Source organism: Methanomassiliicoccales archaeon, assembly GCA_035527755.1.
In the GTDB taxonomy this organism is placed as follows: Archaea; Thermoplasmatota; Thermoplasmata; order Methanomassiliicoccales; family UBA472; genus UBA472.
In genome coordinates, this window is the sequence record DATKZX010000006.1 from 13,503 (window position 1) to 40,226 (window position 26,724).

At 53.2% G+C, this 26,724-nt stretch carries 32 protein-coding genes and 1 tRNA gene; 19 read left to right on the plus strand and 14 right to left on the minus strand.

Annotated features, from left to right (window positions below):
* The first annotated feature begins 36 nt into the window (after window positions 1-36).
* The 3 genes from VMW85_02150 (at window position 37) to VMW85_02160 (ending at window position 2,470) form a co-directional block, all read left to right on the plus strand.
* On the plus strand, window positions 37-1,350 hold the full coding sequence (locus VMW85_02150; GenBank protein HUT26834.1) for a cation diffusion facilitator family transporter: 1,314 nt from the start codon (window positions 37-39) through the stop codon (window positions 1,348-1,350).
* Between the two features lie 125 nt (window positions 1,351-1,475).
* Window positions 1,476-1,949 (plus strand): peroxiredoxin family protein, encoded by a 474-nt coding sequence (locus VMW85_02155; GenBank protein HUT26835.1) that lies wholly within the window; start codon window positions 1,476-1,478, stop codon window positions 1,947-1,949.
* 35 nt (window positions 1,950-1,984) lie between these two features.
* On the plus strand, window positions 1,985-2,470 hold the full coding sequence (locus tag VMW85_02160; GenBank protein ID HUT26836.1) for a redoxin domain-containing protein: 486 nt from the start codon (window positions 1,985-1,987) through the stop codon (window positions 2,468-2,470).
* Here the strand turns inward: VMW85_02160 and VMW85_02165 are convergent.
* On the minus strand, window positions 2,463-3,134 hold the full coding sequence (locus VMW85_02165; protein ID HUT26837.1) for a diphthine--ammonia ligase: 672 nt from the start codon (window positions 3,132-3,134) through the stop codon (window positions 2,463-2,465). The genes VMW85_02160 and VMW85_02165 overlap by 8 nt on opposite strands.
* An 87-nt stretch (window positions 3,135-3,221) precedes the next feature.
* On the opposite strand from VMW85_02165, the gene VMW85_02170 reads away from it, so the two are divergent.
* Genes VMW85_02170 through rpiA form a run of 3 tightly spaced genes read left to right on the plus strand, consistent with a single transcriptional unit; the run spans window position 3,222 to window position 4,769 of the window.
* The gene (locus VMW85_02170) at window positions 3,222-3,386 is read left to right on the plus strand and encodes a hypothetical protein (protein HUT26838.1); all 165 of its coding nucleotides are present in this window, start codon (window positions 3,222-3,224) and stop codon (window positions 3,384-3,386) included.
* Entirely contained in the window at window positions 3,383-4,093 is a 711-nt protein-coding gene (locus VMW85_02175; GenBank protein HUT26839.1) for a creatininase family protein, read from the plus strand. Before VMW85_02170 ends, VMW85_02175 begins: the two co-directional genes overlap by 4 nt.
* 1 nt (window position 4,094) lies before the next feature.
* Window positions 4,095-4,769 carry a ribose 5-phosphate isomerase A gene (rpiA, locus tag VMW85_02180; GenBank protein ID HUT26840.1) on the plus strand — a complete coding sequence of 225 codons (675 nt, stop codon included), beginning with the start codon at window positions 4,095-4,097 and terminating at the stop codon, window positions 4,767-4,769.
* Here the strand turns inward: rpiA and VMW85_02185 are convergent, their stop codons facing one another.
* The gene (locus VMW85_02185) at window positions 4,770-5,141 is read right to left on the minus strand and encodes an ArsR family transcriptional regulator (GenBank protein HUT26841.1); all 372 of its coding nucleotides are present in this window, start codon (window positions 5,139-5,141) and stop codon (window positions 4,770-4,772) included.
* A 484-nt stretch (window positions 5,142-5,625) separates the two neighbouring features.
* On the opposite strand from VMW85_02185, the gene VMW85_02190 reads away from it, so the two are divergent.
* The 4 genes from VMW85_02190 to VMW85_02205 all read left to right on the plus strand — a co-directional run bounded on the left by VMW85_02190 (window position 5,626) and on the right by VMW85_02205 (window position 7,855).
* The gene (locus tag VMW85_02190; protein HUT26842.1) at window positions 5,626-5,904 is read left to right on the plus strand and encodes a 50S ribosomal protein L44e; all 279 of its coding nucleotides are present in this window, start codon (window positions 5,626-5,628) and stop codon (window positions 5,902-5,904) included.
* A 5-nt stretch (window positions 5,905-5,909) separates the two neighbouring features.
* Entirely contained in the window at window positions 5,910-6,083 is a 174-nt protein-coding gene (locus VMW85_02195) for a 30S ribosomal protein S27e (GenBank protein HUT26843.1), read from the plus strand.
* Entirely contained in the window at window positions 6,083-6,865 is a 783-nt protein-coding gene (locus VMW85_02200) for a translation initiation factor IF-2 subunit alpha (GenBank protein HUT26844.1), read from the plus strand. The genes VMW85_02195 and VMW85_02200 overlap by 1 nt, the downstream gene beginning before the upstream one ends.
* Window positions 6,866-7,096: 231 nt before the next feature.
* Window positions 7,097-7,855: a proteasome assembly chaperone family protein gene (locus VMW85_02205; protein ID HUT26845.1), complete on the plus strand. Its 759-nt coding sequence runs from the start codon at window positions 7,097-7,099 to the stop codon at window positions 7,853-7,855.
* 96 nt (window positions 7,856-7,951) lie between these two features.
* On the opposite strand, the gene VMW85_02210 is transcribed toward VMW85_02205, so the two are convergent.
* Window positions 7,952-8,191, minus strand: coding sequence for a ribbon-helix-helix domain-containing protein (locus tag VMW85_02210; GenBank protein ID HUT26846.1), 240 nt, complete (start codon window positions 8,189-8,191; stop codon window positions 7,952-7,954).
* A 186-nt stretch (window positions 8,192-8,377) separates the two neighbouring features.
* On the opposite strand from VMW85_02210, the gene VMW85_02215 reads away from it, so the two are divergent.
* A tRNA-Tyr gene (locus VMW85_02215) sits at window positions 8,378-8,489 on the plus strand.
* Between the two features lie 12 nt (window positions 8,490-8,501).
* Here the strand turns inward: VMW85_02215 and VMW85_02220 are convergent.
* On the minus strand, window positions 8,502-9,794 hold the full coding sequence (locus VMW85_02220) for an amidohydrolase family protein (protein ID HUT26847.1): 1,293 nt from the start codon (window positions 9,792-9,794) through the stop codon (window positions 8,502-8,504).
* Window positions 9,795-9,994: 200 nt separating this feature from the next.
* Between VMW85_02220 and VMW85_02225 the strand changes: the two genes are divergently transcribed.
* Both VMW85_02225 and cca read left to right on the plus strand, forming a co-directional pair.
* Window positions 9,995-10,699, plus strand: coding sequence for an MBL fold metallo-hydrolase (locus tag VMW85_02225; GenBank protein ID HUT26848.1), 705 nt, complete (start codon window positions 9,995-9,997; stop codon window positions 10,697-10,699).
* A 170-nt stretch (window positions 10,700-10,869) separates the two neighbouring features.
* Window positions 10,870-12,195 carry a CCA tRNA nucleotidyltransferase gene (gene cca, locus VMW85_02230; GenBank protein HUT26849.1) on the plus strand — a complete coding sequence of 442 codons (1,326 nt, stop codon included), beginning with the start codon at window positions 10,870-10,872 and terminating at the stop codon, window positions 12,193-12,195.
* On the opposite strand, the gene VMW85_02235 is transcribed toward cca, so the two are convergent.
* Window positions 12,192-12,854, minus strand: a complete 663-nt coding sequence (locus tag VMW85_02235; GenBank protein ID HUT26850.1) for an Ig-like domain-containing protein — start codon at window positions 12,852-12,854, stop codon at window positions 12,192-12,194. The two genes, cca and VMW85_02235, sit on opposite strands and share 4 nt — an antisense overlap.
* 171 nt (window positions 12,855-13,025) lie before the next feature.
* Here VMW85_02235 and radA point away from each other — a divergent pair, with 171 nt between their 5' ends.
* On the plus strand, window positions 13,026-13,967 hold the full coding sequence (gene radA / locus VMW85_02240) for a DNA repair and recombination protein RadA (protein HUT26851.1): 942 nt from the start codon (window positions 13,026-13,028) through the stop codon (window positions 13,965-13,967).
* Between the two features lie 9 nt (window positions 13,968-13,976).
* Entirely contained in the window at window positions 13,977-14,981 is a 1,005-nt protein-coding gene (locus tag VMW85_02245) for a methyltransferase domain-containing protein (GenBank protein ID HUT26852.1), read from the plus strand.
* On the opposite strand, the gene VMW85_02250 is transcribed toward VMW85_02245, so the two are convergent.
* Window positions 14,962-16,422, minus strand: a complete 1,461-nt coding sequence (locus VMW85_02250; GenBank protein ID HUT26853.1) for a site-2 protease family protein — start codon at window positions 16,420-16,422, stop codon at window positions 14,962-14,964. The genes VMW85_02245 and VMW85_02250 overlap by 20 nt on opposite strands.
* Window positions 16,423-16,543: 121 nt before the next feature.
* Between VMW85_02250 and VMW85_02255 the strand changes: the two genes are divergently transcribed.
* Window positions 16,544-17,359, plus strand: coding sequence for a UbiA family prenyltransferase (locus VMW85_02255; protein HUT26854.1), 816 nt, complete (start codon window positions 16,544-16,546; stop codon window positions 17,357-17,359).
* On the plus strand, window positions 17,356-18,096 hold the full coding sequence (locus VMW85_02260) for a geranylgeranylglyceryl/heptaprenylglyceryl phosphate synthase (protein HUT26855.1): 741 nt from the start codon (window positions 17,356-17,358) through the stop codon (window positions 18,094-18,096). Before VMW85_02255 ends, VMW85_02260 begins: the two co-directional genes overlap by 4 nt.
* Before the next feature lie 5 nt (window positions 18,097-18,101).
* On the opposite strand, the gene pdxT is transcribed toward VMW85_02260, so the two are convergent.
* The 3 genes from pdxT to VMW85_02275 form a co-directional block, all read right to left on the minus strand.
* Window positions 18,102-18,692 (minus strand): pyridoxal 5'-phosphate synthase glutaminase subunit PdxT, encoded by a 591-nt coding sequence (gene pdxT, locus VMW85_02265; GenBank protein ID HUT26856.1) that lies wholly within the window; start codon window positions 18,690-18,692, stop codon window positions 18,102-18,104.
* A gap of 181 nt (window positions 18,693-18,873) precedes the next feature.
* Window positions 18,874-19,014, minus strand: coding sequence for a hypothetical protein (locus tag VMW85_02270; GenBank protein ID HUT26857.1), 141 nt, complete (start codon window positions 19,012-19,014; stop codon window positions 18,874-18,876).
* A 95-nt stretch (window positions 19,015-19,109) separates the two neighbouring features.
* A complete protein-coding gene (locus tag VMW85_02275) occupies window positions 19,110-20,561 on the minus strand; it encodes an AMP-binding protein (GenBank protein HUT26858.1) in 1,452 nt (483 codons plus the stop codon).
* A 78-nt stretch (window positions 20,562-20,639) separates the two neighbouring features.
* Here VMW85_02275 and VMW85_02280 point away from each other — a divergent pair, with 78 nt between their 5' ends.
* Both VMW85_02280 and VMW85_02285 read left to right on the plus strand, forming a co-directional pair.
* Window positions 20,640-21,413 carry a DUF169 domain-containing protein gene (locus tag VMW85_02280; GenBank protein HUT26859.1) on the plus strand — a complete coding sequence of 258 codons (774 nt, stop codon included), beginning with the start codon at window positions 20,640-20,642 and terminating at the stop codon, window positions 21,411-21,413.
* Window positions 21,414-21,489: 76 nt separating this feature from the next.
* Complete coding sequence (locus VMW85_02285; protein ID HUT26860.1) at window positions 21,490-21,795, plus strand: hypothetical protein; 306 nt, start codon at window positions 21,490-21,492, stop codon at window positions 21,793-21,795.
* 34 nt (window positions 21,796-21,829) lie between these two features.
* Here VMW85_02285 and VMW85_02290 read toward each other — a convergent pair whose 3' ends face one another.
* The 5 genes from VMW85_02290 to VMW85_02310 all read right to left on the minus strand — a co-directional run bounded on the left by VMW85_02290 (window position 21,830) and on the right by VMW85_02310 (window position 26,724).
* On the minus strand, window positions 21,830-23,197 hold the full coding sequence (locus VMW85_02290; GenBank protein ID HUT26861.1) for a radical SAM protein: 1,368 nt from the start codon (window positions 23,195-23,197) through the stop codon (window positions 21,830-21,832).
* A 129-nt stretch (window positions 23,198-23,326) separates the two neighbouring features.
* Window positions 23,327-23,776, minus strand: a complete 450-nt coding sequence (locus VMW85_02295; protein ID HUT26862.1) for a hypothetical protein — start codon at window positions 23,774-23,776, stop codon at window positions 23,327-23,329.
* Between the two features lie 10 nt (window positions 23,777-23,786).
* On the minus strand, window positions 23,787-24,917 hold the full coding sequence (locus VMW85_02300; protein ID HUT26863.1) for a uroporphyrinogen decarboxylase family protein: 1,131 nt from the start codon (window positions 24,915-24,917) through the stop codon (window positions 23,787-23,789).
* A 207-nt stretch (window positions 24,918-25,124) separates the two neighbouring features.
* Window positions 25,125-25,949, minus strand: a complete 825-nt coding sequence (locus VMW85_02305) for a metal ABC transporter permease (protein HUT26864.1) — start codon at window positions 25,947-25,949, stop codon at window positions 25,125-25,127.
* Window positions 25,936-26,724 (minus strand): metal ABC transporter ATP-binding protein, encoded by a 789-nt coding sequence (locus VMW85_02310; GenBank protein ID HUT26865.1) that lies wholly within the window; start codon window positions 26,722-26,724, stop codon window positions 25,936-25,938. The genes VMW85_02305 and VMW85_02310 overlap by 14 nt, the downstream gene beginning before the upstream one ends.

Sequence of the window (26,724 nt, forward strand, 5' to 3'; positions counted from 1 at the left end):
TTGCGGTCATTCCGAGCCTCATGATCGAGGGAGACCGTGCTCAAGCCTGAAATGTCCTCGATGTGGGACCAGGATGATAGGGAAATGGGGGAGATGAGCAACGCTGACGCACTCCTCAGAAAGGGGGAGCGGGGCGCCATGGTCTCATCCTGGGTCACTGGACTCCTGGCTCTGGGAAAGGGGGCGGGGGGACTTTTAACAGGCTCTCTGGTGCTGATCACCGACGCCGTGCACTCGGCCATCGACGTACTTCCGATCACCGCTTCCTGGCTCGGGCTTAGGGTCTCGCGCCGGAAAGCGGATGAGCGCTTCCCGTACGGATATTACAAGGCCGAATCCATAGCCACCCTCTTCATCTCCCTTTTCATCATCTACGCGGCCATCGAACTTGTCCTCGAAGGCTATTCCCGACTGTTGGAGAGATCGGAGGTGTCCAATCCCCTGCTGGCTGGCGGGGTGGCTTTGATATCCTCGGCCGTGTCCGCTCTGCTGGCCAAGTATCAGAGGAAGGTCGGAGAGGAGATCGGCTCCCAGTCCCTGATCATCAATTCCAGGGACACCTTCATGGATGTGTTCGTATCATTGCTCGTGGTCGCCGCCATCGCCCTGGCCTATTTCGAAGTGCCCTATGTCGAAGGGGGGGCCATCATCGTCATCTCCATAATCATACTAAAGATCGGATTGGAGTCCATCAAGGATGCCGTGTTCACCCTCATGGACATCTCACCGAGCAGAGAGATCGAGGACCGGGTCATCGGGACCATAAGCGGAATAGCTGGTGTAGAGGGGTTCGCGGACCTTAAGCTCCGGAGGTCTGGACCATTCCTCTTTGGGGAGGTCGCAGTCAAGGTAAGGAAACATCTCGATGTGGAGAGGGCTCACGAGATCGCCGGACGCCTGGAGATGGACGTCCGGAAGAACATTGGCCGATTGGAAAGGTTTACCGTGCACATCGAGCCTTGCGATGTTTCGGAGGTGCGCGTGGTGGTGCCGTTGAACAACGACGGAGGCTTGGATTCCATTCCCTCGGATAAGTTCGGAAGGGCCCCCTACTTCGCCCTGGTATCCGTCAATAAGAAGGAGCGTAGGTTGGAGGAATGGACCATCATCGCCAATGATGAAAAGGATCGCGAGCACCGCGCTGGTCTGCATGCGGTGAACACGATCGTGCGGGAGAAGGTCGACGCCCTGATCACCCCCGAGATAGGGGAGATATCGTTCCACGCCCTGCGGGACCAGCTTGTCACCGTCTACAGGTTGGAGGGAGCACGGTTGGAAGAGGTCCTGGAACATTATCTCAACGAAGAACTGGAGAACATCCTGGAACCTGTGAGGGTCGATGAACAGTAGAACCTCGCACACGATGCAAGATACACAGATCAGATCATGATCGTTCACGGATATTGATACCATAGTCCCATTGGTCCTGAGATCACCGCGAACATATTATTAGCTCTCCCGGGCATGGAGGGAGGGTGGACGAGGACCTAGTGGGTAAACCGTTTCCGGACTGGACCATGAAGGACGACATGGGCAGAGAGGTCCGGCTGAGCGATCAGTGGAAGGAGGGGACCGTGCTTCTACTCTTCTTCTCCTCGGCCTTCGGATTCATCTGCAACCTAGAGTTCCTCACTTTCAAAGCGATGCATAAGGTGTTCATAGATGCCAACTGCCGCATCTTCGGCGTGAGCAACAACTCGACCCGCTCGCTCGGTGCGTACAGTGAGAACCTGGGGATACCGTTCCCTTTGCTTTGCGATGAGGGAACCCGTCTCTCCAAACTTCTGGGCACGGTGGAAGCGATCGGGGGCCCCTGGGAAGGGTTCACGCTGCGCTCCGAGTTCATCATCGATCGGAACGGCATCGTACGTTACGTCCACATCCCCCCGGACTCCAATTACGAGCCGGACTACGATACTATACTGGCCGAGGTCAGAAAGCTAGCCTAGGAACTTTTTTAAAATCGGCGTGGAATAAGTTCCCTATGGACAAGGGGCGCGTCCCGAAGATCGGTCAGAAGGTTTTGGACTTCGTATTGCCTGATGACATGGGGCGTTCGGTCCGATTGAGCGAGGAGGCGAGCGAGAGGATCGTCGTTCTGATGTTCTACCCCTCCGATTTCGGTATGATCTGCTCCATTCAAATGGGGGAGCTGCGCGACTCGTACGATCTGATAGAGGAGACAGGGGTACGCCTGCTGCCGATCTCGACCAACAGTGTTAGGTCGCATGCTGCCTGGAAAGAATCCATGCGCCTCCCCTTCCGATTGTTGGCTGACGAGGACGGAACTTTGACCGAGGAATATGGCATGTCATGCGACGACGATGGGTGGTTCAAGAACCGCTCCTGCCGGGGGATCTTCATGGTCGACCGGGACCTGACCGTCCTGTATAGCTGGGTCCCCGAAAGCCCCCACACCGGACCGGACGTACCGGCACTGATCGAAGTAATGCGTTCCTTTTCTACTTAGACCTCGACGAAAGGCGCCCGATATGCAGACGTCCAGAGTCACGATGATAGTCGGAAACGACCTCTCCCGGTATCAGTTCGCAGAGGTGCGCTGGTGAGTCGAGCACCAGCGTCTCATACTCACCTCCTTCACCCGATACGTTCAGACCGTGAGCCTTGGCCAAACGCTCCAGGTCACCCAGAGCCTCTCGGTCAAGCATTTTACCCAACCAGCTCTCCCCGAGCCCCTCGGCAAAGACCCCTACGATCAATATCTTGAGACCGGCCGATATCATGTCTGTAAGCAGCATCGATTGATCCTTCCGCCAAAGGGGAGAGAACACCCTCAGGTCCAGCTGCTCACAGATCCCGTTGATACGGTCCCACTGATAGTCGGAGGCGATGGCCCCGGTGACCACCCCCTCCACACCCAGCCCTGTAAGTGCGTCCCTTAGGGCGGATAGGTCGTCATCCTCCTCACCGCTGGAGGGGACTGCCACCAGGTCCTTTCCCATGGCCCGGGCCATCTCCGGCAGGTGCTCCAGGTTCAGAGTATGGAACACCCATGAATGCGGGTCCCTTGGCATCACCGCCACCAGGCAAACGATCTCGTGTCCAGCCTGCTCCATCAGATACGCGGCATAGGTAGAATCCTTACCGCCAGAGAATAGACAGGCCAAACGCATGTCCGGGCAATCGTTTCGGGGGATTTAACCGCTTCCGCCGGGGAAGGATTGAAATCAATTTCCTGCCATACCTCATACGATACGAACATGCCACTTCACTGCCCGCGTTGCAAGAAAAATATAGACAAGGCCAGGATCGATGAGATCGACACCTTACTGATGAACACGTTCCAGAACGATTCCCTTAGACGGGGGAAATGCCCGGTGTGCGGCACCCCGCTAATCGATACGGACCCGGAGGTGGAGAAATGAGGATAGATGAGATCAGTTCGATCGCTTTCGCCAAGGCCATGGAAGCCGACCCGATCGTGTTCCTACCCATTGGGGCCTGTGAGGCCCATGGACCGCACCTACCGCTGGGAACTGACACCTTCCAGCCGGATGAGATGGTCACCCAGGTAGCCAATAGGGTCGGTGGCTTGGTGGCCCCCACCATCAACTACGGGCAGCATTCCTCCACGCTCAATATGCCAGGGACCATATCTCTGACCTTCGACACCCTGCGTTCCCTTGTCAAGGATATTTTAGAATCCCTGCACCGTAACAAGGTACACAAGGTGGTGGTCCTCACTGGCCATTTCGGTTCGGTGCACAGGATCGCGATCAAATTGGCCTGTGAGCACGCCACCCAGCATCTGGGCATGAAGGTCATGATGCTTAGCGATTACCAGCTCGCATTGCACCTGGAGAAGGAGATATGCCAGGGTTTGGAAGATGGTCATGGCGGACTTCTGGAAACGTCACGCATCATGGACATACGTCCCGACCTAGTGGCCAAGGAAAGATCGTGCGGTGAGTTCGTGGACATCGGTTACCTGATCGTTTCAGATCCAGAGCGCTGCTTCCCAAAAGGGTTCTCGGGGGACGCGGGTCTGGCCTCAGAAGAGAAGGGGAGGCGCATCAACACATACATAGTGGACACCCTTACCGAACTGGTGCGAACGAACTTCGAGGGTTAGGATGAGCGATAAGAAGCGATTGGCGGCGGAAAAGGCCGTGGAAATGGTGCAGGACGGTATGAAGGTGGGATTGGGGACCGGAAGCACGGCCTATTTCGCCATCGAGGCCATAGGCCGGTTGGTGAAGGACGGGTATCATCTGATAGCTGTGCCAACATCGCTCGCCAGCGAGAAGCAGGCTCGAGAGCTGAACATCCCCCTCGCAACACTGGAGGAGGTCGGGACCTTGGACTTGACCATCGACGGGGCGGATGAGGTGGATGGGAATCTGGACCTCGTGAAGGGAATGGGAGGAGCTTTACTTAGAGAGAAGATAGTTGCTCATTCCACGCGCGCCCTGGTGATCGTGGTGGACGATTCCAAATTAGTTCGGGACCTAGGGACGAAGTTCCCCCTACCCGTAGAGGTTGTGAAATTCTCTCATGGTCGCACGCGCCTTTACATGGAGGAGCTAGGCTGCAATGCGGAGCTGCGCGGTGGAAGTGAACCTTTCATCACCGACAATGGCAATTACATCTATCATCTGCATTTCGAACGAGGCATTCGTGACCCATACGAGATGCAGAAAAAACTAAAGAATATCCCTGGGGTCGTAGAGACCGGGCTGTTCCTGAAGATGACCAAAAAAGTTATTGTAGCTTCGGACCAGGGTATTAGAGTGATGGAAAGGGTTTGATCAGGGGTTCAGACAGAGCGCTTTGAGCTGATCGGTGTTCTTTTCGATGGACTCCATGCGCTTCCGTTCTTCCTTCTCCAACGTCTCTATGATTTTGTCGAAGGGGATGGCCAGCTTATACGCATGGACCGGTCGGCCCTTGCCTTCCTTCTTGATGTCCCGTTTGATCACCCACTTCCTGCGGCGTAGTTCCTGCATAGCAATAGAGACCTCAGGTTGTCTCAGTGCGGTCATGATCTCTATTTCGACAGATGTCGTTTCCTCTTTCTTGCGTAAAAACGCCAATGTCTTTGCTACATTTTTAGGCATTCCAGTATTAACTAACAGTTCTACCAGCGATTCGTCCTTCTTACTGAAGCCTTTGTCGGCCATATTTTTTACACCCTTTTATCATTTATAAATACATATCAATTATTATTTAGTTGATATATATTCTTTTCTATTTCCAGTTTTATTAATATTGCTGGCCAATTACTGGCATGCTCCATATTACTTCAATTGAAATAAAATGGCATTCAGCATATATTTTGTAGGATTTATCTGAAGACATGGAGTTATATTATAATCTTTCGTAAGATATATGTTGTTCTCATGAACCCATTCTATAACGGACCTCTCCCTATTTATTATTATATATAATATATTATTATATTAACCATTTTAGCTGGAATGGTGAACTTAGATGATAATTAATACCGATCATGCAAATGTGTTCAGCAATTGACGATTGTAAAAATAGCAAAAGTCTTAATGTCAGTGATTCTTAACCAGCATATTCGAGCACAGTTTTCTTTATGCTAAGGGTTTAAATATTGAATGAGTATTTAGGCAATTTTGCTCCAAAGGGATGAATTTAATGAAGATGCCTAGGTCCATTAAGACTTACTGTCCATCCTGCAAGACTCACACCGACCATGAGGTCGAGAGAGTTAAGAAGAGAAAGGCCAGCGAGATGAAGTGGGGTCAGAGAAGATTCCGTAGGGCTACCGCCGGTTATGGCGGGTTCCCCAGGCCAAAGCCTGAGGGCCGTGAGAAGCCAACCAAGAGAATCTCTCTGAGATACCGCTGTAAGAAGTGCAAAAAAGCCCATCAGAAGAGATGCTTCAGGGCTAAAAAGTTCGAGCTGACGGAGTGACGCTAATGCCAACCACCGGTAAGTTCATAAAAGTCAAATGTCAAGATTGCGGAAATGAGCAGATCACATTCAAAAAGCCGGCCATGAACGTGGCCTGCGCCGTGTGCGGCTCTACCTTGATCAAATCCCGAGGAGGCGAGGGAGAGATCAAAGGAGAGCTGCTTGAGGTGGTCGACTAATGGCGAGGGTCAGCGGGTTCCCTGAAGAAGGGGAACTCGTGGTCTGCACCGTTCAGAGCGTCAAGAACTTCGGAGCGTTCGTAACGCTCGACGAGTACGGCGAAAAGGAAGGTTTCATACATGTACGTGATGTGGCCACCGGCTGGGTCAAGTACATACGCGACTATGTTCGCGAGGGCCAGAAGGTCGTATGTAAAGTTCTCGGTGTAGATTCCTCTAAGGGACACATTGATCTCTCGCTGAAATCGGTGAACGAACATCAGCGGCGGGAGAAAGTTCAGCAATGGAAGAATGAGACCAAGGCGGAAAAGTTGCTAGAGATAGTCGCGACCCGTCTTGAAAAGACATTGGACCAATGCTGGGAAGAGTTCGGCTACGATCTGGTGGACAAGTTCGAAACGCTCTACGGCGCGTTCGAGGGCTGTGCCATCGACGACAATGCCATGGAAGAGATGGAACTCTCCGGCGACTGGACAACTGCATTCGTAGAAGTGGCCAAGGAGAACGTCACACCACCTTTCGTGCAGATCTCAGGTATTTTGGAACTCCGTTCTCCCGCCCCCGACGGCGTGGAAATCATCAAGGGCGCCTTGAAAAAGGGGCTTGAAGCAGCGGAAGAGGAATTGGATATCCAATATATTGGTGCGCCCCGATACAGATTGGTCATGACGGCCCCCGACTACAAGACAGCGGAAGAGGCTATGAAGATAGTCACTAACATCGTCATTTCCGAAATAAAGGAATCAGGCGGGGATGGTTCGTTCCACAGGGAGAACAAGTGACGGCGTCCCTTCAATAATAATTTATCAATAGGTACGTCTTATCGGAATTTGAAAGGGATAGGACAATGAAGACCACTCTCAGAAAATGTGACAAGTGCCTTGGATATACCCTCAAGGACATTTGTCCCATATGTGGTTCGAAAACCTCCACGCCGATCCCTTCCCGATTCTCTCCTGACGATAGATATGGAGAGTATCGTCGGAAGGCTCGCCAAGAATAGGGTGATTGAGATGGATAGCGTTATAATTGTTATGCATGAGCGTCCCGAGCTGAATGCCCCCATATTGATCGAGGGACTACCAGGTGTGGGCAACGTAGGCAAGCTCGCGGCCGAACATTTGGTGGAACAGGTCAAGGCTACCAAGTTCGCAGATATTTTCTCCAAGCACTTCCCGCCACAGGTGTTGCTGGACGATGATGGGGTCATCCGCCTGGTCAACAACGAACTGCATTACTATAGAGGAGAAGGAAATCGGCCAGACATAATAATAATGACCGGCGATTACCAAGGCATGACACCGGACGGCCAGTATGAGCTCTCCCACCACGCGATAGAGACCGCCAAGGACCTAGGGGTCAGCCGGATCTACACTCTGGGCGGATATGGTGTGGGTAAGATGGTCGAAAAGCCCCGTGTCCTAGGCGCTGTCACCGATATCGAACTGGCGGAAGAGATGACCAAGCACGGAGTGATCTTCTCCAAGGGAGAGCCGGGCAGCGGAATCGTTGGAGCATCAGGCCTGATGCTAGGGCTGGGAAAGATAGCCGGGATAGATGCGGTGTGCCTGATGGGCGAGACCTCCGGTTACTTCGTGGACCCCAAGGGTGCCGAGGCGGTTCTTAAGGTGCTCATGTCCCTGCTCAACATCGAGATCGACCTGACCGCCCTGACCGACAAAGCCGAGCAGATCGATCTCATCGCCAGTAAATTGAAGGAAGCAGAGGTCGCCGAACCGCCTAAGCGTGAGGACTTGGGATATATCGGTTAAGCTTAAACACATTTTTTTTAAAAAAAAAGATAAGAGGGGAGGTTTCTGGGGGGAACCTCGGGCCTGACTAGGTGCATCCCATCCCTTCCTAACAGGCTATTTCCTCAAATACCGCTCTTCGTAGGCCTCCATCTCAGCCATTATCTTCTCGGCCTCCTCCATCCTTTTCAGTTTGTCGGTGACCAGATCGAGCCTGGCATAGATGAAGTCCCTGATGGCAGCCCTTATCGCTTCTGATCTGGAGGGGAAATCGTCTACCTGTACAAGGAAATCCAGGGCTCGGATATGCCTTGAAGGTATTCTCAGTGTGACCTTCTCCAGGTCGCCTTCTTCCATCGATACTTCCTGACATAGGGGTCGGTTAGACCTCTTTTGTCTGACAATACAATGTCGTGATCCATATATAATGCTTTTTTACAAAATGGTGACCAATAATAACGACCAGACAATGATTTTTGTCATCTTTGATGTTAAGCGCGCATAATAATTGATAAATACGGTATCTGTAATATGGAGCCTGAACCCGACTTAGCTCAGTCTGGCTAGAGCGGCTGACTGTAGTGGGATCCCGGCATGCCGGTCCTCAGCCGCCGATATCAGCAGGTGCCCGGTTCAAATCCGGGAGTCGGGACCACTTTTTCCCCCTTCACCGTTTTGACAGCTGGCCCATGGCCTTCTGTCCATCCTTGATGACCCCTCCCACGTCCAACGTCAATGACCGTCGGTCCTTCACCACGACCTTACCGCCGCATAGAACGGTAATTACATCGCCACGAGTACCGGCGAAGACCAGGTTCGACACTGCATTATCCAGGCTAAGCGGCCTTAACCCAGGGGACCGGGAGTCCATGATGACCAGGTCCGCCCTCTTTCCCACTTCGATCGAACCGATATCCGCCTCCATCCCTAATGACCGAGCGGCGTTGACGGTACAGAAGTCAAGCGCCTGCTGAGCAGTGACAATGGTTGGATCCCAGCGGCTGGACTTCTGCAACAACGACAGTGTCTTCATCTCACCGAACATGTCCAAGGAGTTGTTGGTCGTGGACCCGTCTGTCCCCAATGTCACGTTCACCCCTTCGCGGAGCATCTCCGGAATTGGGGCCACCCCGCCCGTTGCCAGCTTCATGTTGGACACTGGACAGGTGGATATGGATGCGTGGGCGCGGCCGAGCGCACGTACCTCGTTGATGGTCAGCCAGGCGGCGTGAGCTGCCAGGCATCGTTCGTTGAGGAAACCGATAGATCCCAGCCAATCGGTCGGCCGCATCCCGGTCTTGGCCTTGTGATCGTAGACCTCCTTCCTCGTTTCGGACAGATGGAAGGTCATAAGGGCACCGGTGAGATCGGAGAACTCCCTGGACCTCATGAAGGTCTCCTCCGAGCACACATAGACGCCTTGCAGCCCTATTCCAGGGATGATGCTATCATCTTCTGCGTATTGGTCATGAAAGCGCTTGCAGTTATCCAGAGGCAGCCCCTGTTGGGTGGTATATTCCTGATCAAGCACCGCCCAGCAAAGCACCCCTCTCATCCCGACCTCCTTGACCGCCTTGGCCACAATATCCTGGGAATAGTAAAGATCGACGAATGTGGTTGTTCCGCCCAACAGCATCTCCATGCAGCCCAAGCGTGATCCGGCAAGAAGGTCCTCCTGATGACGGTCGGAATCGATGGCGAACACCCGCTCTAGGAATTTGGGGAACGGCAGATCATCGGCCAACCCTTTCATGACCGTCATAGCAACATGGGCGTGGGTGTTTATCAGGCCTGGAAGTACCGGCGCCCCATCGGCGTCTATTATCTGGTCGGCCCCTCCCTTTACGACCCCCGCCTCGGTGATGATGCCTCCTTCGACCAACACGTCCCCCTGGAACACACGCCGCTCGGGGTCCTGGGTGACGATGACCCCATTCTTGATCAGAACACTGTTGACCATCGACTGTGGAACAACATCTCCCGATAATAATTATATGCAGTGGAAGGGCAAGATTGATGGCCCATGACCGTATGTGGAGTTTACATTGTTATTGTAAATGTAACAGGGGTGGGACCACGACAAAATTGATCTTTCTAGGCACTGGCGGTGGACGATTCTCAACCATATACCAGATAAGGGCCACCGGAGGTCTTTATGTCATGGACGATCTGAACATGCACATCGACCCTGGTCCGTCAGCGGCCCACCAGATGCATCGTATGAAGCTAGATCCAGCCAGAACGGAAGCCGTCCTCATATCCCATTGCCATCCTGACCATTACACCGACGCTGAAGTGATGATCGAGGGCATGTCCCGTGGCGGGCTAAAAAAGCGGGGGACACTATTGGCTAGCCGTTCGGTCCTGGAAGGTCATCAACTTCACGGACCGGCAGTTTCAAAATATCACCGCTCTCTGCTAAACCGCATCGAGATGGCCGAGGCTGGAGGAGAAGTGAGATTGAACGACATGCGCATTCGGTTCACTCCCACCAAGCATAGCGATCCCACAGGCGTTGGCTTCGCCATGGAGACAAGAGAAGGACTGGTCTCGTACGTGAGCGATACCGAGCTTGACCACCAAGTGCTAAAACACCAGGAAGGGAGCCGCGTGCTGATCCTGCCACTAACTAGACCGTGGGGAGCTCGTATCCCGAACCATCTTTGCACCGAGGACGCCCTGGATATGGTAAGGGAAATAAGGCCTGAGATGGCCATATTGACCCATTTTGGCGCTAAGCTCATTCATGCCGGGGCAGAAAAGCAAGCGGCTATGATAGAGAAGGAGACAGGAGTCCGAACAGTAGCTGCGGAAGACCTGATGACAGTACATCTGGGTAAGATCATCCGAGTAAAAAAAAATTGAAAGATTCGGACACTTTTTGGTAATCTTCTTATAGTAGTGCTTACATAGAATAGTTTGCAGCGCAATGGGTCGGTGGCTTATCCCCTTTTCAGTTTCGAATCCCCAACTAACCGGCCTGCTGCGTTCTTTCTTCCCCAAAAAAGATAATCCATTCCCCCCATGCCCAAGCGATGTCCTTGGAAGAAGAACTGATACGCCAACTTAGACCAAGCACAGAGGTCGAGGAAAGATTGGATAAGGCGGTCAGGGAACTGGTTCGACGAACAGAAGCATCCATATCCCTAACGGGATTGCCGTTGGAGACCATTCTAGTAGGCTCAGTGGCTAAGGGAACTTATGTCGGAACCCCGGACATCGATCTCTTCGTACAGTTCCCCGTGGACGTTGAGCGTAGGGAGCTAGAGCACTTGGGCCTCCGTATTGGACAAGAAGTACTGGGAGGGGAGAGAAGATACGCGGAGCACCCATACACCCGTGGGACCTTCCAGGGTTTCGAAGTGGACCTGGTCCCTTGCTACAAGGTTGCCGATGCCGGACAGCTACGTTCAGCGGTGGACCGTACACCGTTCCATACCCATTATGTCCTGGAGCGCCTCGTGGAAGGACAGCGTGATCATGTACGCCTATTGAAAAAATTCTTCAAAGGCGTTGGTGTTTATGGCGCGGAAGCCCGGGTCCATGGTTTCTCGGGATATCTTACCGAATTGCTCATTTTGACGTTCAAAGACTTTTCTGGAGTGGTGAAGGCTGCGTTGGATTGGCGTCCAGGTCTGATCTTGGATGTCGATGGAACAGTCAACGGCGGCGGGACCGGCCCATTGACCTTTGCCGACCCGGTGGATGCGAAACGCAATGTGTCTTCCGCCCTTTCGTTGGATAGCTTCTGCTTGTTCATTCACGCCTGCCGGGAATATTACGCTTCTCCGGACGCTCGCTTCTTCTTTCCCCGGGAAAGAGCACCGTGGCCTATGCATGATGTCGAAAGGACATTCACGGCACGAGGAACCCATCCCCTAGTGATAGTGCTGAACCGCCCTGACCTGGTCGATGACAACCTCTTCCCTCAGCTCCAACGTAGCGCCCTGGGCCTACGAAAGCTCCTGGAAGCCCACGAGTTCAAGGTCATGGACCATTCGTATGCGGTAGGGGAGGATGTGCGTATTGCCTTCGAGCTGGAAAGGGATGCATTACCAGTCGGACGACTGCACCAAGGCCCTCCGGCCTGGACCGCTAATGCCGATGAGTTTCTGGCCAAATGGCGCGAGAATGGATTGAGCCAACCGTTCTTGAGCGAGGGGCGATGGGTGGTTTACGTTCAACGGGAGTTCTGTGACCCCGCCGCCTTGATCGAACAAAAGGGCAGCGAGGCTGCCTTGGGCAACGACTTCCGATCCTTGGACGGCATGCACTGCTGCTATGGGCTGGAGGTGTATCGGACAGGAAACCTTCCGGTATTGTCAAAATTAATAGATAAAAGAGAGAATTGGAGGGTTTAGACCACCAATATACTTCGCTGAAGTGTTTCAACGTTGCCAGCATCGTCCGTGGCGGTGATCACGAAGTTGTAGGTGGCCGTTTGAGTAAAGGTCATCGTATGTTCCCAACGACCATCCTCTCCTATCGTCATATTCCAACTTTGCGGCGTATCACCTAACAATTTGAACTGCACCGAGTTCAGGTTGCCGTTGTCCATCGCGGTGATGTTGAAGGTCACCGATGCGTTCAAGGGCACGTTGTTGAAGTTGGTCAGCTGACTGTCGCCCGCCCATATTTGAAGGTCGTTGAGCTGCGGATCGATGGCGTCCCCAAACGGAGGGTTCAGTAAAATTATCCAGATGCCCAGTGCGAGGAAGAAGAACATTATACCGTTTCCGATCCAGGTCTTGTTCTCAATGGTGCTGATATTGATTGGTAATGCCTTGAATATGTATCTCAGGGTAAAAGCGCCAACGATTATCAACATCAACCCCAATGTCACGCTGATCCCAGTGGTCAAGTACGCCACTGCACCGAACAGGACAGCGAAAACCGCAGTGAACAAAACGGCCTTGGTTCCAGACAGGTCCTTCTCCAAGAACTCCCTCTCGTTGAAGTCAGGAGCTATGAATGTATACTCCTCTTTGACCTCTGGCTCCTTTTTTTTCTTCTGGGCCATGATTCCCCTTATCGTAACTCAGTAATAAATCCTTTTGATATGCAGGAAGCTGCACTGTAATAACTAACAATTAAAGGATGGGTGACCATCCTGCTATTGGTCGGAACACTTTCGACCATCCCCCAAACATCTTTTTAATATACTCATGGATAAGGAAGGATAGGTGTAGTTATGGCTAGCGTCAACATTGAAGAGTTGCCTGGAGTAGGACCTGCAACTGCCGAAAAACTGAGAGAAGCGGGATATACCAATCTGATGACCATAGCAGTGGAATCGCCCAAGACCTTGGCCGATGCCTGCGATATCGGAGAGGCCACCGCCTTGAAGATCATTGATGCTGCCAAGAGGGCCGCCGATGTCGGTGGTTTCGAGCCGGGGGACGTGATTTTAGAGCGGCGGCGAAATCTTAGTCGTTTAACCACCGGCTCCAAAGCATTCGACGAACTACTGGGTAACGGTCTGGAATCCCAATCCATTGTAGAGTTTTACGGTGAGTTCGGCAGTGGAAAGACCCAGATATGCTTCCAATTGGCGGTCAACGCCACATTGCCCGTAGAAAAGGGTGGTTTGGACGGAGACGTGGTCATAATCGATACCGAGAACACCTTCCGTCCGGAGAGGATCGTTCAGATGGCCACTGCTCTGGACCTCGATCCCGAAGCGGTACTGAAGCGCATTCACGTGGCCCGCGCTTACAATTCCTCCCACCAGATGCTTCTTGTGGAGAAGGCGGCGGATATTTGCAAGATGTATCCCATACGCCTGATGATCGTTGACTCGCTTACCGCCCACTTCCGAGCAGAGTTCGTAGGAAGGGGGACCCTGGCTGAGAGGCAGGGACTGTTGAACAAGCATATGCACGAGCTGTTGGCCTTCGCTGAGGTCAACAATTCTGTCATCGCCGTCACCAACCAGGTCTCTTCCAAACCTGACGCGTTCTTTGGCGACCCGACCAGGCCCGTAGGAGGGCATATCGTGGGTCACGCCTCCACATATCGGTTATACCTGAGGAAGAGCAAGGGAACAAGGCGCATCGCCCGATTGATCGACTCCCCCGACCGTCCTGAGGCCGAAGTGGTCTTCAACGTGACCGAGGAAGGCGTCAGGGACTGATCGGCCAACATGCCCCGGCAACCGGTCCTGTTTGAGCTTTCGGGTGAACATCCTACACTGCCCCAGGCCGAGGCCTTGGCCTGTCTGGGAGCAGAATCACCCGGTTTCCGTCAAATAGGTTCGGGGCCTGGTTTTCTATTGGTCGAGTGCCAACCTGAACATTTACCATCTGTCGCCGACCGATTGGCGTTGACCCACCGCATAGGTCAATACATGGGAAGCTCGTCATTGGAACGGTTGGAGGAGACCGCGGTCGAGCTTCCTTTACCAAGCGGCAGCCTGTGCATCCGTATAAAAAAAGTAGAAGGTCAGTACCCTGAGGTGGACACCTTCGAACTGGTGAAAAAGCTCGGGCACGCGCTCTCCAAAGAGCATCCTATCGATCTGACCTCACCTGATCTGAACTTAAGGGTCCTGCTTTCCGATCGGGTACATTTTTTCCTTGGTCAGTTCGAGATCGATCGTAAACAGTTTGACCGGCGAAAGGTGGCAGAGCGTCCTTACTTTTCCCCGATATCACTGCATCCTCGATTCGCTCGGGCTTTGGTGAACCTTACAGGAGTGCATCGGGGAGAGACCGTACTGGACCCTTTTTGCGGGACGGGCGGAATCGTACTGGAAGCCGCCCTCCTAGGAATGAAGGCCATAGGCTCGGACATTGACCCTTTGATGGTAGATGGTTGCCGACGCAATCTGGAACATTTCGGTGTTAGCGGAGCGGTGGTAGAGGTCTCCGACATCGGCGATATCCATCAAAAATTTGGAGACGTCAACGCCGTTGCCACCGATCCCCCCTATGGACGGGCTGCAAGCACGAATAAAGAGGAGATAAATGGTCTCTACGATAGGGGGCTCATAGCAATGGCCGAGTCACTGGTCCCTGGGGGCCGATTAGGCTTGGTGCTCCCCCGAGAGATCGCCGCGGAAGGGTTGGAACTGATGCAAGTTCACAGGCAGCGGGTACACCGCTCCCTGACAAGATATTACCACCTGTTCACTCGACCCTTACAATGAAGGTCTGATCAACCCTCAGATAGGTCGTCCCTTGCGCCGTCAGTGATACGGTCTTCACCAATAGCTCCCGGGAAATGTTATCTTCCCCCATGGGAACTGTGACCTTCAATACGACCACCGTACCGTTCTCGTATGGAATGGCAAGGTCCAGCAGATCCGTGGAATTGTCCTCTGTATGACCTTGCAGATACAACGAGGCACTCCAATCGTTGGGCACCTGCATGACATCCATCGTAATATTGAGGTTAGTGTTGCCAGTGTTGTTGATGTACATTATGAAGTAGATCGAGGAACCTGCCATGATGGTGGTCTCGTTCCCTCCGGGAACATCCATAGTGAAAGAGTGGTCAGGGGTGATCTCCATCAAGGGTATGGGGGAGAAGGTGATCAGCAATATCGCCAATGTCAGGGCGCCTATGGCCTTCCCTTTCCCGTTCAGCTTGGACACGTCGTTCAAGGGGGCGGGGTGCTTGAGCCCCAGGAATACGATGAGCAGGGCGAAGATCAGCCAACCTGTGTAGAAAAGGCCCAGAACAAGGAGCATGGCCACCGTGGCATAGCTCAGGTACTTGGACTTGTCACCTAACAGACCGCGCGCTATATGCCCACCGTCCAGCTGTCCGGCCGGCAACAGATTGATCGCCGTTACCAAGAAACCTACCCAGGCGGCGAAGGCCGTGGGGTGCAGGGAAACATTCTCTGCCAGAGGGATGAAAAGAGCCAGCAGGGCGTATAGCGGTTGTATCATTATGGAGATCGCGCCTTCATCTCCGATCATGCCGCTGGAGGGAGTTCCGAGCGAGGTCAACCACAATCCTATCAGCGTCACCGGGATCGTGACTAACAGGCCTCCCAATGGACCGGCCGCGCCGATGTCCACTAGTGAACGACGGTCTGGAATGGGGTCCCTCATGGATATGAACGCCCCGAAGGTACCGAGCGGCGGTATCGAGGGAATGAAGAACGGCAAGGATGCGGCCACACCATGCCTCTTGGCCGCTAGGTAATGGCACACCTCGTGCGTTCCGAGAATGGCCATAAGGGGCAAGGCAAAGAACAGTCCTCCCCAAAAGAAGTTGTCCAAACGCATCAGGTCATTGTTGCCATCGTAACTTGCCCAAAGAACAGCCCCGGCGAAGATGGTTGTGATCAGTGTAATGGCCAATAAGATACCGTTGACCCAGAGACCGCGGGTCTTTTGGTCAGGCCGTTTGACCACATTGATGGTGTACTCCCCACCCTGGTACTTGAGCACCGGGATCAAGCGTTTTTCCTTGAACTCCGAACGTAGCTTGTTGAAGTTCTTCTCCAGCATCTGCAGGTCCGGAGAGATGTAGAAGGAGAGGGCTTCGTAACTGACCTTTACATCATAGATCGAGAAATACTTGGAAACGGCGGCTTTGATCGATTCCACTTCGGCCGCTGGTTCGGGTGAAGCCATGGAAGCCCTATTTCAAGAAGGATTATTACTATATTTTGTTGCTAAAAGACGGGGTCAATATAATGGATTTTGTGCCTGGACCCCCGCTAAATCTTTATTAGAGATATGTCGATGTTCGCTTGTGATTCCGTTATTTCAGCTCTTCCGGACCGGCAACGTCGTTATGGGGGTGCTCGGACTGTTGATGGGAGTGCTCATTGCTGCTGGAACAGGAATACTAGATCATTGGATGCCTATCGCCTGGGCCTCGCTGGCAGTATTCACATTCATAGCTGGTGGTAATTCCCTGAACGATTACACAGATCGCAATGTGGATAAACTAGCTCACCCGGAACGGCCGCTTCCCTCTGGAAGGATGACCCCGAAACAGGTGCTTAATATTTCCATCGCCTGCTTTCTCATCTCTTTCTTTGCATCATTGGCTTTGAACTTGGAATCCACGATCATTGTTATCCTGGCGATCGTACTCATGCTCACATACGAGGTGCGATTGAAAAAGGACGCCCTTACCGGTAACTTGGAGATCGCCTTGCTGACGGGAATGCTGTTCCTGCTAGGCGGGGCTATCGTCGGTATGATGGAACGCACATACATAATCGCCTTACTGGCATTCCTGGCAATTCTGGGCAGGGAGATCATTAAGGACATCGAGGACATGGAAGGGGACTTCGACCGGTTGACACTTCCCAAGAAGATAGGGGCGAGGAACGCCGGGTATCTGGCCAGCGCGTTTTTCCTGATCGCCGTAGGCCTGAGCCCACTCCCGTATTTGGACGGTATTTTCGGCATCTGGTACCTGGGCGGGGTATTGTTCGCCGATGCAACGTTTATATATTGCTCCATAGTTCATTTTCGAAACCCGACAAAAGGACAGAAGATGGCTAAATACGGCATGCTATTGGCCCTGCTGGCCTTCTTAGTAGGGGGATTACTGTGAACGTCAAGGAATACATCATAGAGAAGGTGAAGAAGGGGACCATGCACATGACCTTGCTGGACCCGGCGAAGCAAAGTCCGGAACGGGCCGCTGAGATGGCCACCATCGCTGCGGGGATGGACACCGATGCCATCATGGTCGGAGGCTCCACCGGCGTGACCAGCGAGAACCTGGACGCCACGATACTGGCCATCAAGGAGAAGGTTTCGCTGCCTGTGATATACTTTCCCTCCGGAGCTCACGCCCTGTCTCAACACGCCGATGCCATGTACTTCATGAGCATGCTTAACAGCCTCAGCGTGAACCACGTCATAGGGGAGCAGATGAAAGGCGCCCCCATCATCAAGAAGCTAGGCGTTCCGACGTTGTCCATGGGTTATATTATCATAGAACCAGGGATGAAGGTTGGAGAGGTTGGAAAAGCCAAGCTCATTCCTAGGAACGACCTCAAGACCGCCGCGGCCTTTGCCCTGGCCGCAGAGTACTTGGGCATGGAGTTTGTCTATCTCGAGGCTGGCAGCGGCGCTCCAGAACCGGTGTCCTCAGAAATGATCACCGCGGTGAAGAAGTCAATTTCCGTTCCCTTGTTGATCGGTGGCGGCATTCGTGACGCTAAAACGGCCGAACGGGTGCGCTTGGCCGGAGCGGACATCGTGGTAACCGGAACTGTGGTTGAGAACGGTGAGCTGGGCGAGGACCTTAAGAAACTGATCCACGCGGCTAAGGGGATCGCCTGAATATTTTACACTAACGAGAAAAGTAGCTGGTGCATTCGGGTGTCCGTGGTCAGCTCGGGATGGAATGATAAAGCCAGCAGATTATCTTGTCGAGCCATTACCGCCTCACCTTGATGTCTGGAAAGCACCTGGCAGTCACCCCAGACCTTGGTGATCAAAGGAGCGCGTATGAAAATTCCAGGGAAGGGAGATCCTGATCCGTTTACCATTAACGGTGCCTCGAACGATTCCCGTTGCCGGCCGAAGGCGTTGCGGTCCACCGCCATATCCATCAAAGATAGAAGTTCGGTCCCGGTCTTTTCCGCCTGCTCACCTCCCTCCTTGGCCAGCAGAACACAGCCGGCGCATGTGCCCATTATAGGCGTGCCGTTCCGACCCATGTCGACTATTTCGTCGAAGAGTTGGAACTTACGTAAAAGCTTGGAGATGGTAGTGCTCTCCCCACCCGGGATGATGAGACAATCGATCGATCTAATATCGTCCAATCGCCGTACGGCAATGGCCTGCCCTTTTTTCCCCAATTCGTCCAATGCGATCTGGGACATGTGCAGGTGTTCGGGAACGGCACCCTGAACGGATATGACCCCCACCTTCATCAACAGGCCGATTCGAGGAATGATAGATAATCCTTGTTATGCCAAAGGTCTGCATTGGAGAATATTCTCTTTCGAACGCGCGTTCATCAAAATGATCATGAACTTGTACTCGACCATCTCGAAAAATAAGATGAGGGAACAGGTCCCTCGATATCTGATACCTGGAATTTTCGTTCAATTATTATTCTTTACCACTGACTCCCTTCTTGAGCCCTTTCCCGACACCTTTTGCTGCGCCCCAGCCTTTCTTTAGTCCCTTTCCAACAACTTCCCCGCTCTTTTCGGCGGTCTCTTCGATCTTGCCTTTATTTTCTTCAGACATAATGATCCTTATTTTATTCCCCTGCCGAGTATATTAGATTTTAGGGGATCGTGAATGAGATCGTGATTTGAGAAAAACTATTGCTCGATCGCGTTCTAACCGTCGAATCTCCGTCTCTTGTCCACAATTGGCTTCATCTTGGGGGTGAAATCATTGGAGACCTCCTTCATCTCCACCTCGATGGGATCCAGTAGGTCATTTTCCAGACCGGTCTTGATCTCCTCCAAGGCCAGAATTGCCTCCAGCACGTTCACCTTGCCTTCCTCCATGTCCCCGTTGAACTCCACTGTAAAATGAAGACGGTCCCTGAAGGAGGGCTTATCGAGCACCAACTGGTAGTTGAGCACCCCGCGGACATTCATTATGGCCTCATCGAACAGCACCGGGAAAATATGCTTTCCCAGACCGATCTTCGTCGCTGAGTCCCGGCGCCCCTTGGGTTTGCCGATCTTACCTATGGTGACGTGACCGCATTCGCATGGCGGTTCGATGTAGTGCGATATATCGTAGGAACGGTAACGCAATAGGGGTGAGCCTTGGAAGCTCAGGGAGGTCCATACCAATTCTCCTTCCTTGCCCGGTGGAAGGCGTTTCCCGGTGTCTGGGTCAATGACCTCCACCATGAAATCGGCCTCATTGATGTGCAATCCCGTTTGTTCCTGACACTCGATCGTGGTGGCCAACCCCATCTCGGTCATGCCATACTGGCTTAGGCATTTGCACCCCCAGGCCCCTTCCATCTCCCGCCGCACGGCCTCGGAGAGCGGCTCGGAGGAGCAGATGATGGCCTTGACGCCCAAAGAACGGAGGTCGTACTTCTCCCGGGCGAGGACCGTGATCCGATAAATGAAGGAGGTGAGACCGATTATTACCCGGGCCTGATTCTCCTTCATGACCCTCATCTGCTCATCGACGTCCACCTCGGAACATACCACCGATTTCAGGCCGGCCACTTTGCAAGCCCCCTCGAGCATCAAACTAGGGTCCCAGGCCACCACCGCCGGGAACATTATGTGGAGGGTCTCGTTGCTCCGCAGCCCGGCGGAACGCAGGGCCGCGGCAATGGAGTCGATGATGTTCAGAAGATCGTCACGGGTGTAGAACAGGCGTTTGTTCTTTCCGGACGTTCCAGAAGTCGAGAAGGTGCGGGCGATCTTGCTTTGTGATTGGCATAGGAAGAGGAACGGTTCCTCGGCCAGATCGTCCGGTTCGGTCAATGGCACCTTGTTCAGGTCATCCATTGTCCTGATCGCCTCGGGGACCACGCCGGCCTCACCGTACTTCTTCTGATAGTAGTAGCTGTTCTGCATCACATAGGCCAACTGTTTGCGGAATCGATACAGCTGGTACTCTTCGAAGATCTTCCGATCTATCTCATCCAATGAACTTCTGCCCAATGCCTTTCTGAACTCCGGGTCCTGCTTGAAGGTGTTTCGCACCTTCAGCTCAACCCAGTCGTGCAAAGGGTTCTCAACGCCTTCTGCCACTTTCCGGGAGGAGAGCTTGGTACGGGCGTAGGCGATGGTGATGCGGCTCTTGATGCTCATCTCCGACTACATGTCCTAATGAGCATATATTTGTTTCAAACCGCAGGGCTATTAAATTAAAAAGGACATCCCTGGGTCATGCCGGACAAGGAGCGGGTGAGGCAGGCCAGAGAGTTCCGTTCACTGCTGAATCTAGGGACCTACCCCATAGGGGTCAAGCTGTTCGAGAAGGCCTCCGACGCTCTGGCGGTTCGGGGTGCGCGCAACCTGCGTTCGACGGCCACCTGCCATATGGCGGCCCTGGCTCGACATTATCGAGAAGATGGTGTATGCGTATCCACCACCCACGGTTTGAAGTGTCTATGGGGCCTGTCCTGCCTAGGAATGATCCAGACCCCGGAAAGATTGGTCAACGGAGAACTGAACAGACCTTTCACCAAGAATGATGAGGCGGCAAAGGCCCTGCAGGATGAGATATTCATGTTGGGCAACGAAGGGCAAAGGTACAACGCTCTTCTCGTGGGTCCTCTGGACCATATGCCGGTCGAACCGGATGTGGTGGTCGCCTATATGACCCCGGGGCAGGCCTTGAAGGTGCTGCTGGGATACGAATACGCGGAAGGACGGGTTCTACGAGGGACCATCGCCGGTCAATCCTCGGTCTGCTCTGCGATCGCCAAGGTCATCGCAGGTGAGGACATGGTGATGGACATACCTTGCGTGGGGGACCGGATGTGGGGACTCGTACCAGACGACCATCTGGTCATGGCCATTTCCCCGAAGATCATCGATAATTTGTTGGCGGGTATGAAGGCCACCGATTCATTTTCCTCCCACCCTTTCCGTCCTTTCCTACATTGGTCGGTCATATTTCCTCCGGATATGGAGGCACACGGAAAGGAGCGGGAGTAACGATAGAGTCTTATAGAAACGTAAACGGGGGAAAAGAAATATATTAAGAGCGTGGTTACGCTGGATGAGGAAGAAAATGCCGCTTACACCGGAGCTAGAAAGGGCTGGAGTGACCCCTGAACTGATGAACACCACCAGGCGGTTCAATTGCCCCAACTGCGGAAAGCTATTCAGCCTCATGCAGTCCCGGGCCATCGCCTGCCGCGGCTGCCGTTTTGCCAATCAGAACTGTAAATACGCACGATGCCCGCATTGTGACACCGAATTCCCCATCAACCAGGTCATCACCAAGAACAAGTACGGTGAAAAGTACCTGGCCAGCTATATGAACAATATCTTGGGGAACTACTACAACCAGTTCGGCAAGAGAAACTCCAGATAATTAAATAAAAATATTGGGGGCTTGCCCCCGGTTCTTACTTTTCACTGAACTTTGACCACATCTCATGACGGTAAAGGGTCTTGCCTTCCTGCGAGTTGATATTGAACAAGCAGAACGGTATCAGCTTTCCATCCGGTGTCACGGTGTGAATGCAACAGTTACGGAAACGCTCCGTCTCTGAGGTCCAAGCATCCTGGAAGGCCATGGTGCTCACCGTCAGATAATTGGTCTTGGCCCGGTCCACGAAGGACCCCCACTCGTTGACCTCCTCACCCTCTTCTTCGATCTTCAGCGAATCCTCGATGAAGCGCCACAGATCGGAGATCTCCGTTCTGGTCTTGGTGGCGATAGCTTTGGTATCCTTGGGAGGACCTAATGCCCTGCTGGTAAGGGGGAAGAGCGAACCATCCTCCATGACCACCGACATCGACTTGGCGTCACAGTGGACGTTGGAGCAGGACGTGGGAACGAAACTGTCCACCGTAAGCTCACCGTTGGTCTGTTCTTCAATGGCCTTCAACAGATCGGGTATGGTGACCCGGTCCTCGTCCTTGGGAGAGATGGGGAAGCGCCCGAAGTACGATATCGGTTGGAAGTGCACCCCCTTGATGGTCGGGACCTTTGATTTGGCGAAGTTGATGACCTCCCCGACCCGGTCCAGATTGATGTTAGGGGAGACCACGCACACCAGGGTGATGCCCATGCCCACCTTCTCGCAGTTCTCGATGCACTTGAGCTTCTGAGCTAATATGTCACGGCCGCAGGTCTGTTTGTATATGTCGCCGTGCAATCCGTCGAAAGAGAAGTAAAGCGAGTCTACACCGGCGTCCTTGATCGTCTGCAGGAACTCGATGTCCTCGGCGAATCGTATGCCGTTAGTGTTGACCTCGATGTGATCGATGCCCATGACCTTGCCCATGCGGACGATCTCCGGCAGATCGTCGCGAATGGTCGGCTCACCGCCGCTGATCTGCACGCAAATGGGGTGATCCACATAGTCCAGCATTGTCTGGTACATGCCCTTTATGACCTCGATCGAAGGGCTGAACTTGTAACGCTCATTGGCGCTGGCAAAGCACACTGGACACTTCAGATTGCAGCCGTTGGTGATCTCCATGACCACCAGGCAGGTGTGTTGCACGTGATCGGGGCACAATCCGCAGATCTGCGGGCAATTGTTGTCCTCCTTGACGGCCAAACGCAGGGGCTTTGACTGCACCGCCGCGTACCTCTTCATGTCCTCGTAATCTGCCACGCCCCTCCAGATAAGCACCTTCTCAGTACCGTGCTCTGGGCATTCCTTCAGCAGATATACCTTGTCGTCCTCGGCTATCTTGGTAGCGGGGACGGTCTTCAGGCATTTGGGGCAGAGACTGTTCGTATGACCAATGACCTCGCTCATATTGTTCACCGGAATAATTTACGTGAATGGCATGCGACACTATTCTACTTTTGCCAAATAATGGATAATGCTCGCGCCCATTGAAAAAAAATGAAAATGAAAGGCCGCGTTTAGCGGCCTGAAAATGTTTTAAGCGCGCTTCTGTTCGAAGAGACCCTCTGCGGCAGCCAAGGTCTTGGTGGCGAGGTATTCCTCGACCCAAGCCTCGCCGCAGGCCGGACAGATCAGAGCGGGGCCGTTCCTCTTGACGGTCATGTACTCGATCTCTACGTGGCCAGCTGCGATGGCGTGTCCCTTGTCGGCGGACTTCCACTCGGTCTCGCCCATGACGTTGACGATCTTGCCCAGCTTCATCTTGTGAGCATAGGCGCTCTTGACCACGGCAGTGCCGTTGCCAGAAAGGTCGCACAAAGCGTACACGGTGAGGTCACCGATGACCTTCTTGGCCAAACCGTCAGTTCCCTTCTTCAGGTAGTGGTTGGTCTGGGCAGCGGTGTTCACGACATCCAAGACGTCGGACTCCTTCAGGCCCCTCTTCGCAATCAGTTCCTTAACGTTGTCTGGTATAGTTACTTGCATTTTTTTCACCTCACCAGGTTCCGTAGGTACCGAAGTCCCTAGCCGCCTTGACCAAGGCCAACATTTGTCCCGGTATGGTGTACGGAGGGGTCTCACAAGAGGTACCCAGAATGTAACCCTTCTTTGAGTCACGGCCAGCGAGCAATTGCTCCTTGGCCTGGTTGTAGACCTTGTTCGGGTTGGGGTCGATCATAAGCTTGGTATCTACCGAGCCCATGCAGGTCGCCTTGTCTGCGAAGGTCTCCTTCAGCAGAGCGGACGGGAATACATTCCTGCCCTGGTAACCAGCGTGTATCACGGTGAACGGGGACCACATCAGGCCGTCCTTGAACAGCTTGTAGTCGGTCTCATGGTTACCGCACAGGTGATAGAACACCTGAGGTCCGGCGCCCCTCTTGAAGCACTGGTCCACATAGTAGTACATGTTCTTCACAGAGTACTCTTCGACCGCATCGTCGCTGAAGATATCGTTGTTGGCCAGCACGGACCCGACGATCAACATCGCCATACCGTACTTGTCGGCCAACGCCTCAGCGCCATTTACGGCGGTGTCGGTGTACTTCCGAACCAGCTTGTTAGCTGCTTCCGGCTCGGTGAAGGTCCACATGATGAAGTTCTCCACACCCACCATCTCAGCTGCCGCGCCCACTAGGTCGAAACCATATGAGATCGGCACCAAGGTCATGGGAAGGTTCTTCGCCACGTAGTCGTAGATCTTGTAGAACAGAGGTACAGTCGCGTGAGCTCCTGTCTTGCCTATCAGCTCTTCCTTGCTGGGTACGTGCATCTTGTCGATGTCTTCCGGGTCCGAATATATCGGTCCGGTAGAGATCGGCGGCAAGGTCTCTTTATAGACCAGCTTAAGACCCAATTCAGTGACCCACGGTAACGAAAAGAACCAGTGTGTAACTGGCAGTAGGTCAAAGAGGTGGGAGATATAGCCGACGCAGTGTATACCCAACTCAGGCTTCTCATAGAAGTCCCTTATGGTGTATCCGCAGGCCACAGCGGCGTTGGACAAGATGATCGGGTCCACGTCTATGCGGTCGTGCGGGGTATCCACAAAGGGGCTTGCAAATCTTTTAGCGGCATTACCATGCCACTTGCTATCCATGGGTGGAAATATTTCTTCGTATCCCATTGAAATCCCCGTCCACTAACAGTAATTGACCGTATATAATGATTGTTGATGGCCTACGCAACAACGTTACATTAACAGTACTGAAAATAGTAGTAAATACAAAAAAATTGCATAAATATGGTAATTAATTAAAATAATTTACAATAAATGCGTAATTTTAATTCAATCACCTTTCTGATTAATACCTGTTTGGTCCCGCATGTGATCTTAGGCCAGCCGTTGATATGCCGCTACGAACAGGAACACACCGGCAGCGGTGAAGACGATGACCCCGCTTGTGGCCACGTTGAACAGGGCGGATAGCATGATGCCTATTGAAGAGGCGAATATGCCGAAGATCGTGGAGGCGATCAGCGTGCTCTTGAAAGAGCGGTGAAGTTGCAGGGCGGTCAACCCGGGGAGCACCATCAGCGCCACCACCAATATGATCCCTATGACCTTTATGCTGAGGGCGATGGTCACCGCCACTAGCAGGTTGAAGGCCATCGTCAGTCCTTGTACGGGAATGCCCTGGAGCTTGGCACCGTCCTCGTCGAAGGTCACAGCCAGCATCTCCTTGTAGAAGAACACCATGAAACCGATGATGCTCAACGCCAGAACGAACAGGACCAGTACGTCATTGGTGTCGAGGGTGAGTATGGAACCGAACAGGTAGCTGAACAATTCCACATTGAAACCGTTGGCCATGGATATGATTATGATGCCCAGAGAGAAGCCCATGGACAACATGACGGCTATGGCCGAATCGGATTGGGCCATACCTCTGCGCCTCATGTATGTGATGGCGTAGACCGCCACCGTTGAGACCGCCAGGGCGCCCAGCATAGGTTCGATTCCCAGGAAAAGACCGAGGGCCACCCCGCCGAACGCGGTGTGGGCCACACCATCCACCAACATCGATTCCTTTCTGAGGATGAGGAACAGACCGATCCATGAGGATACCACAGCGGCCAGAACCCCGCCGATCAATGCCAGTACGAAGAACTGGTATTGGAAAAGGGAAGGAAGGTCGAAGAGATCAAAGCTGCTCATCGACGAACACCCCCTGGCACTTATGCTGATGGAAGGCGAAGTGGAAATGTTCGCCGTATCCTTTCTTCAGTACAGCATCCGGGACCGTCCCATCCGATATCTCGCTACTGTGCACCTCCTTGTTCACACAAAGCACTCTGGACATGCGGCAGAACACCGCTGCTAGATCATGGGACACTATGAGGATCGTCAGACCTTTCTTCTGATTAAGGTTGCTCAATTGCATGAAGAACTTCTCCTGGGTGACGGGATCAAAACCAGTAACTGGCTCATCCAGGACCAGAAGCTCAGGTTCACTGACAAGTGATTTGGCTACAAAGGCCCTCTGCCGCTGCCCCCCGGACAACCGGCCGATCCTTTTATTCGCCAGATCGGAAATGCTCATGATGTCCAAGGCCTCATTGACCGCCTTCCAATCATCCTTGTTCCGGAATCGTCCCAGGTTACTGCGGTTGATCCTCCCCAGCCCCACCAGCTCCCGGACGGTCAATGGAAATTGGGAATCAAAGTTGATGGCAAATTGTGAGACGTACCCTACCTTGTCCCATTGATGGAAGGACTCTATGTCCTGCCCCATGATTTTGACGCTGCCAGATTCCTTGGGCAGAAGTCCGAGCAGGGCAAGCACCAAGGTCGTTTTGCCACCACCGTTAGGACCGACGATGCCGACGTAATCACCCTTGTTGATGATGAAGGAGGCATTGGATATGGCCTCGGAAGTGCCCCGTTTGACCGTTAGGCCCTGCACGTCGATTATAGGACCCGTGACCGGCAT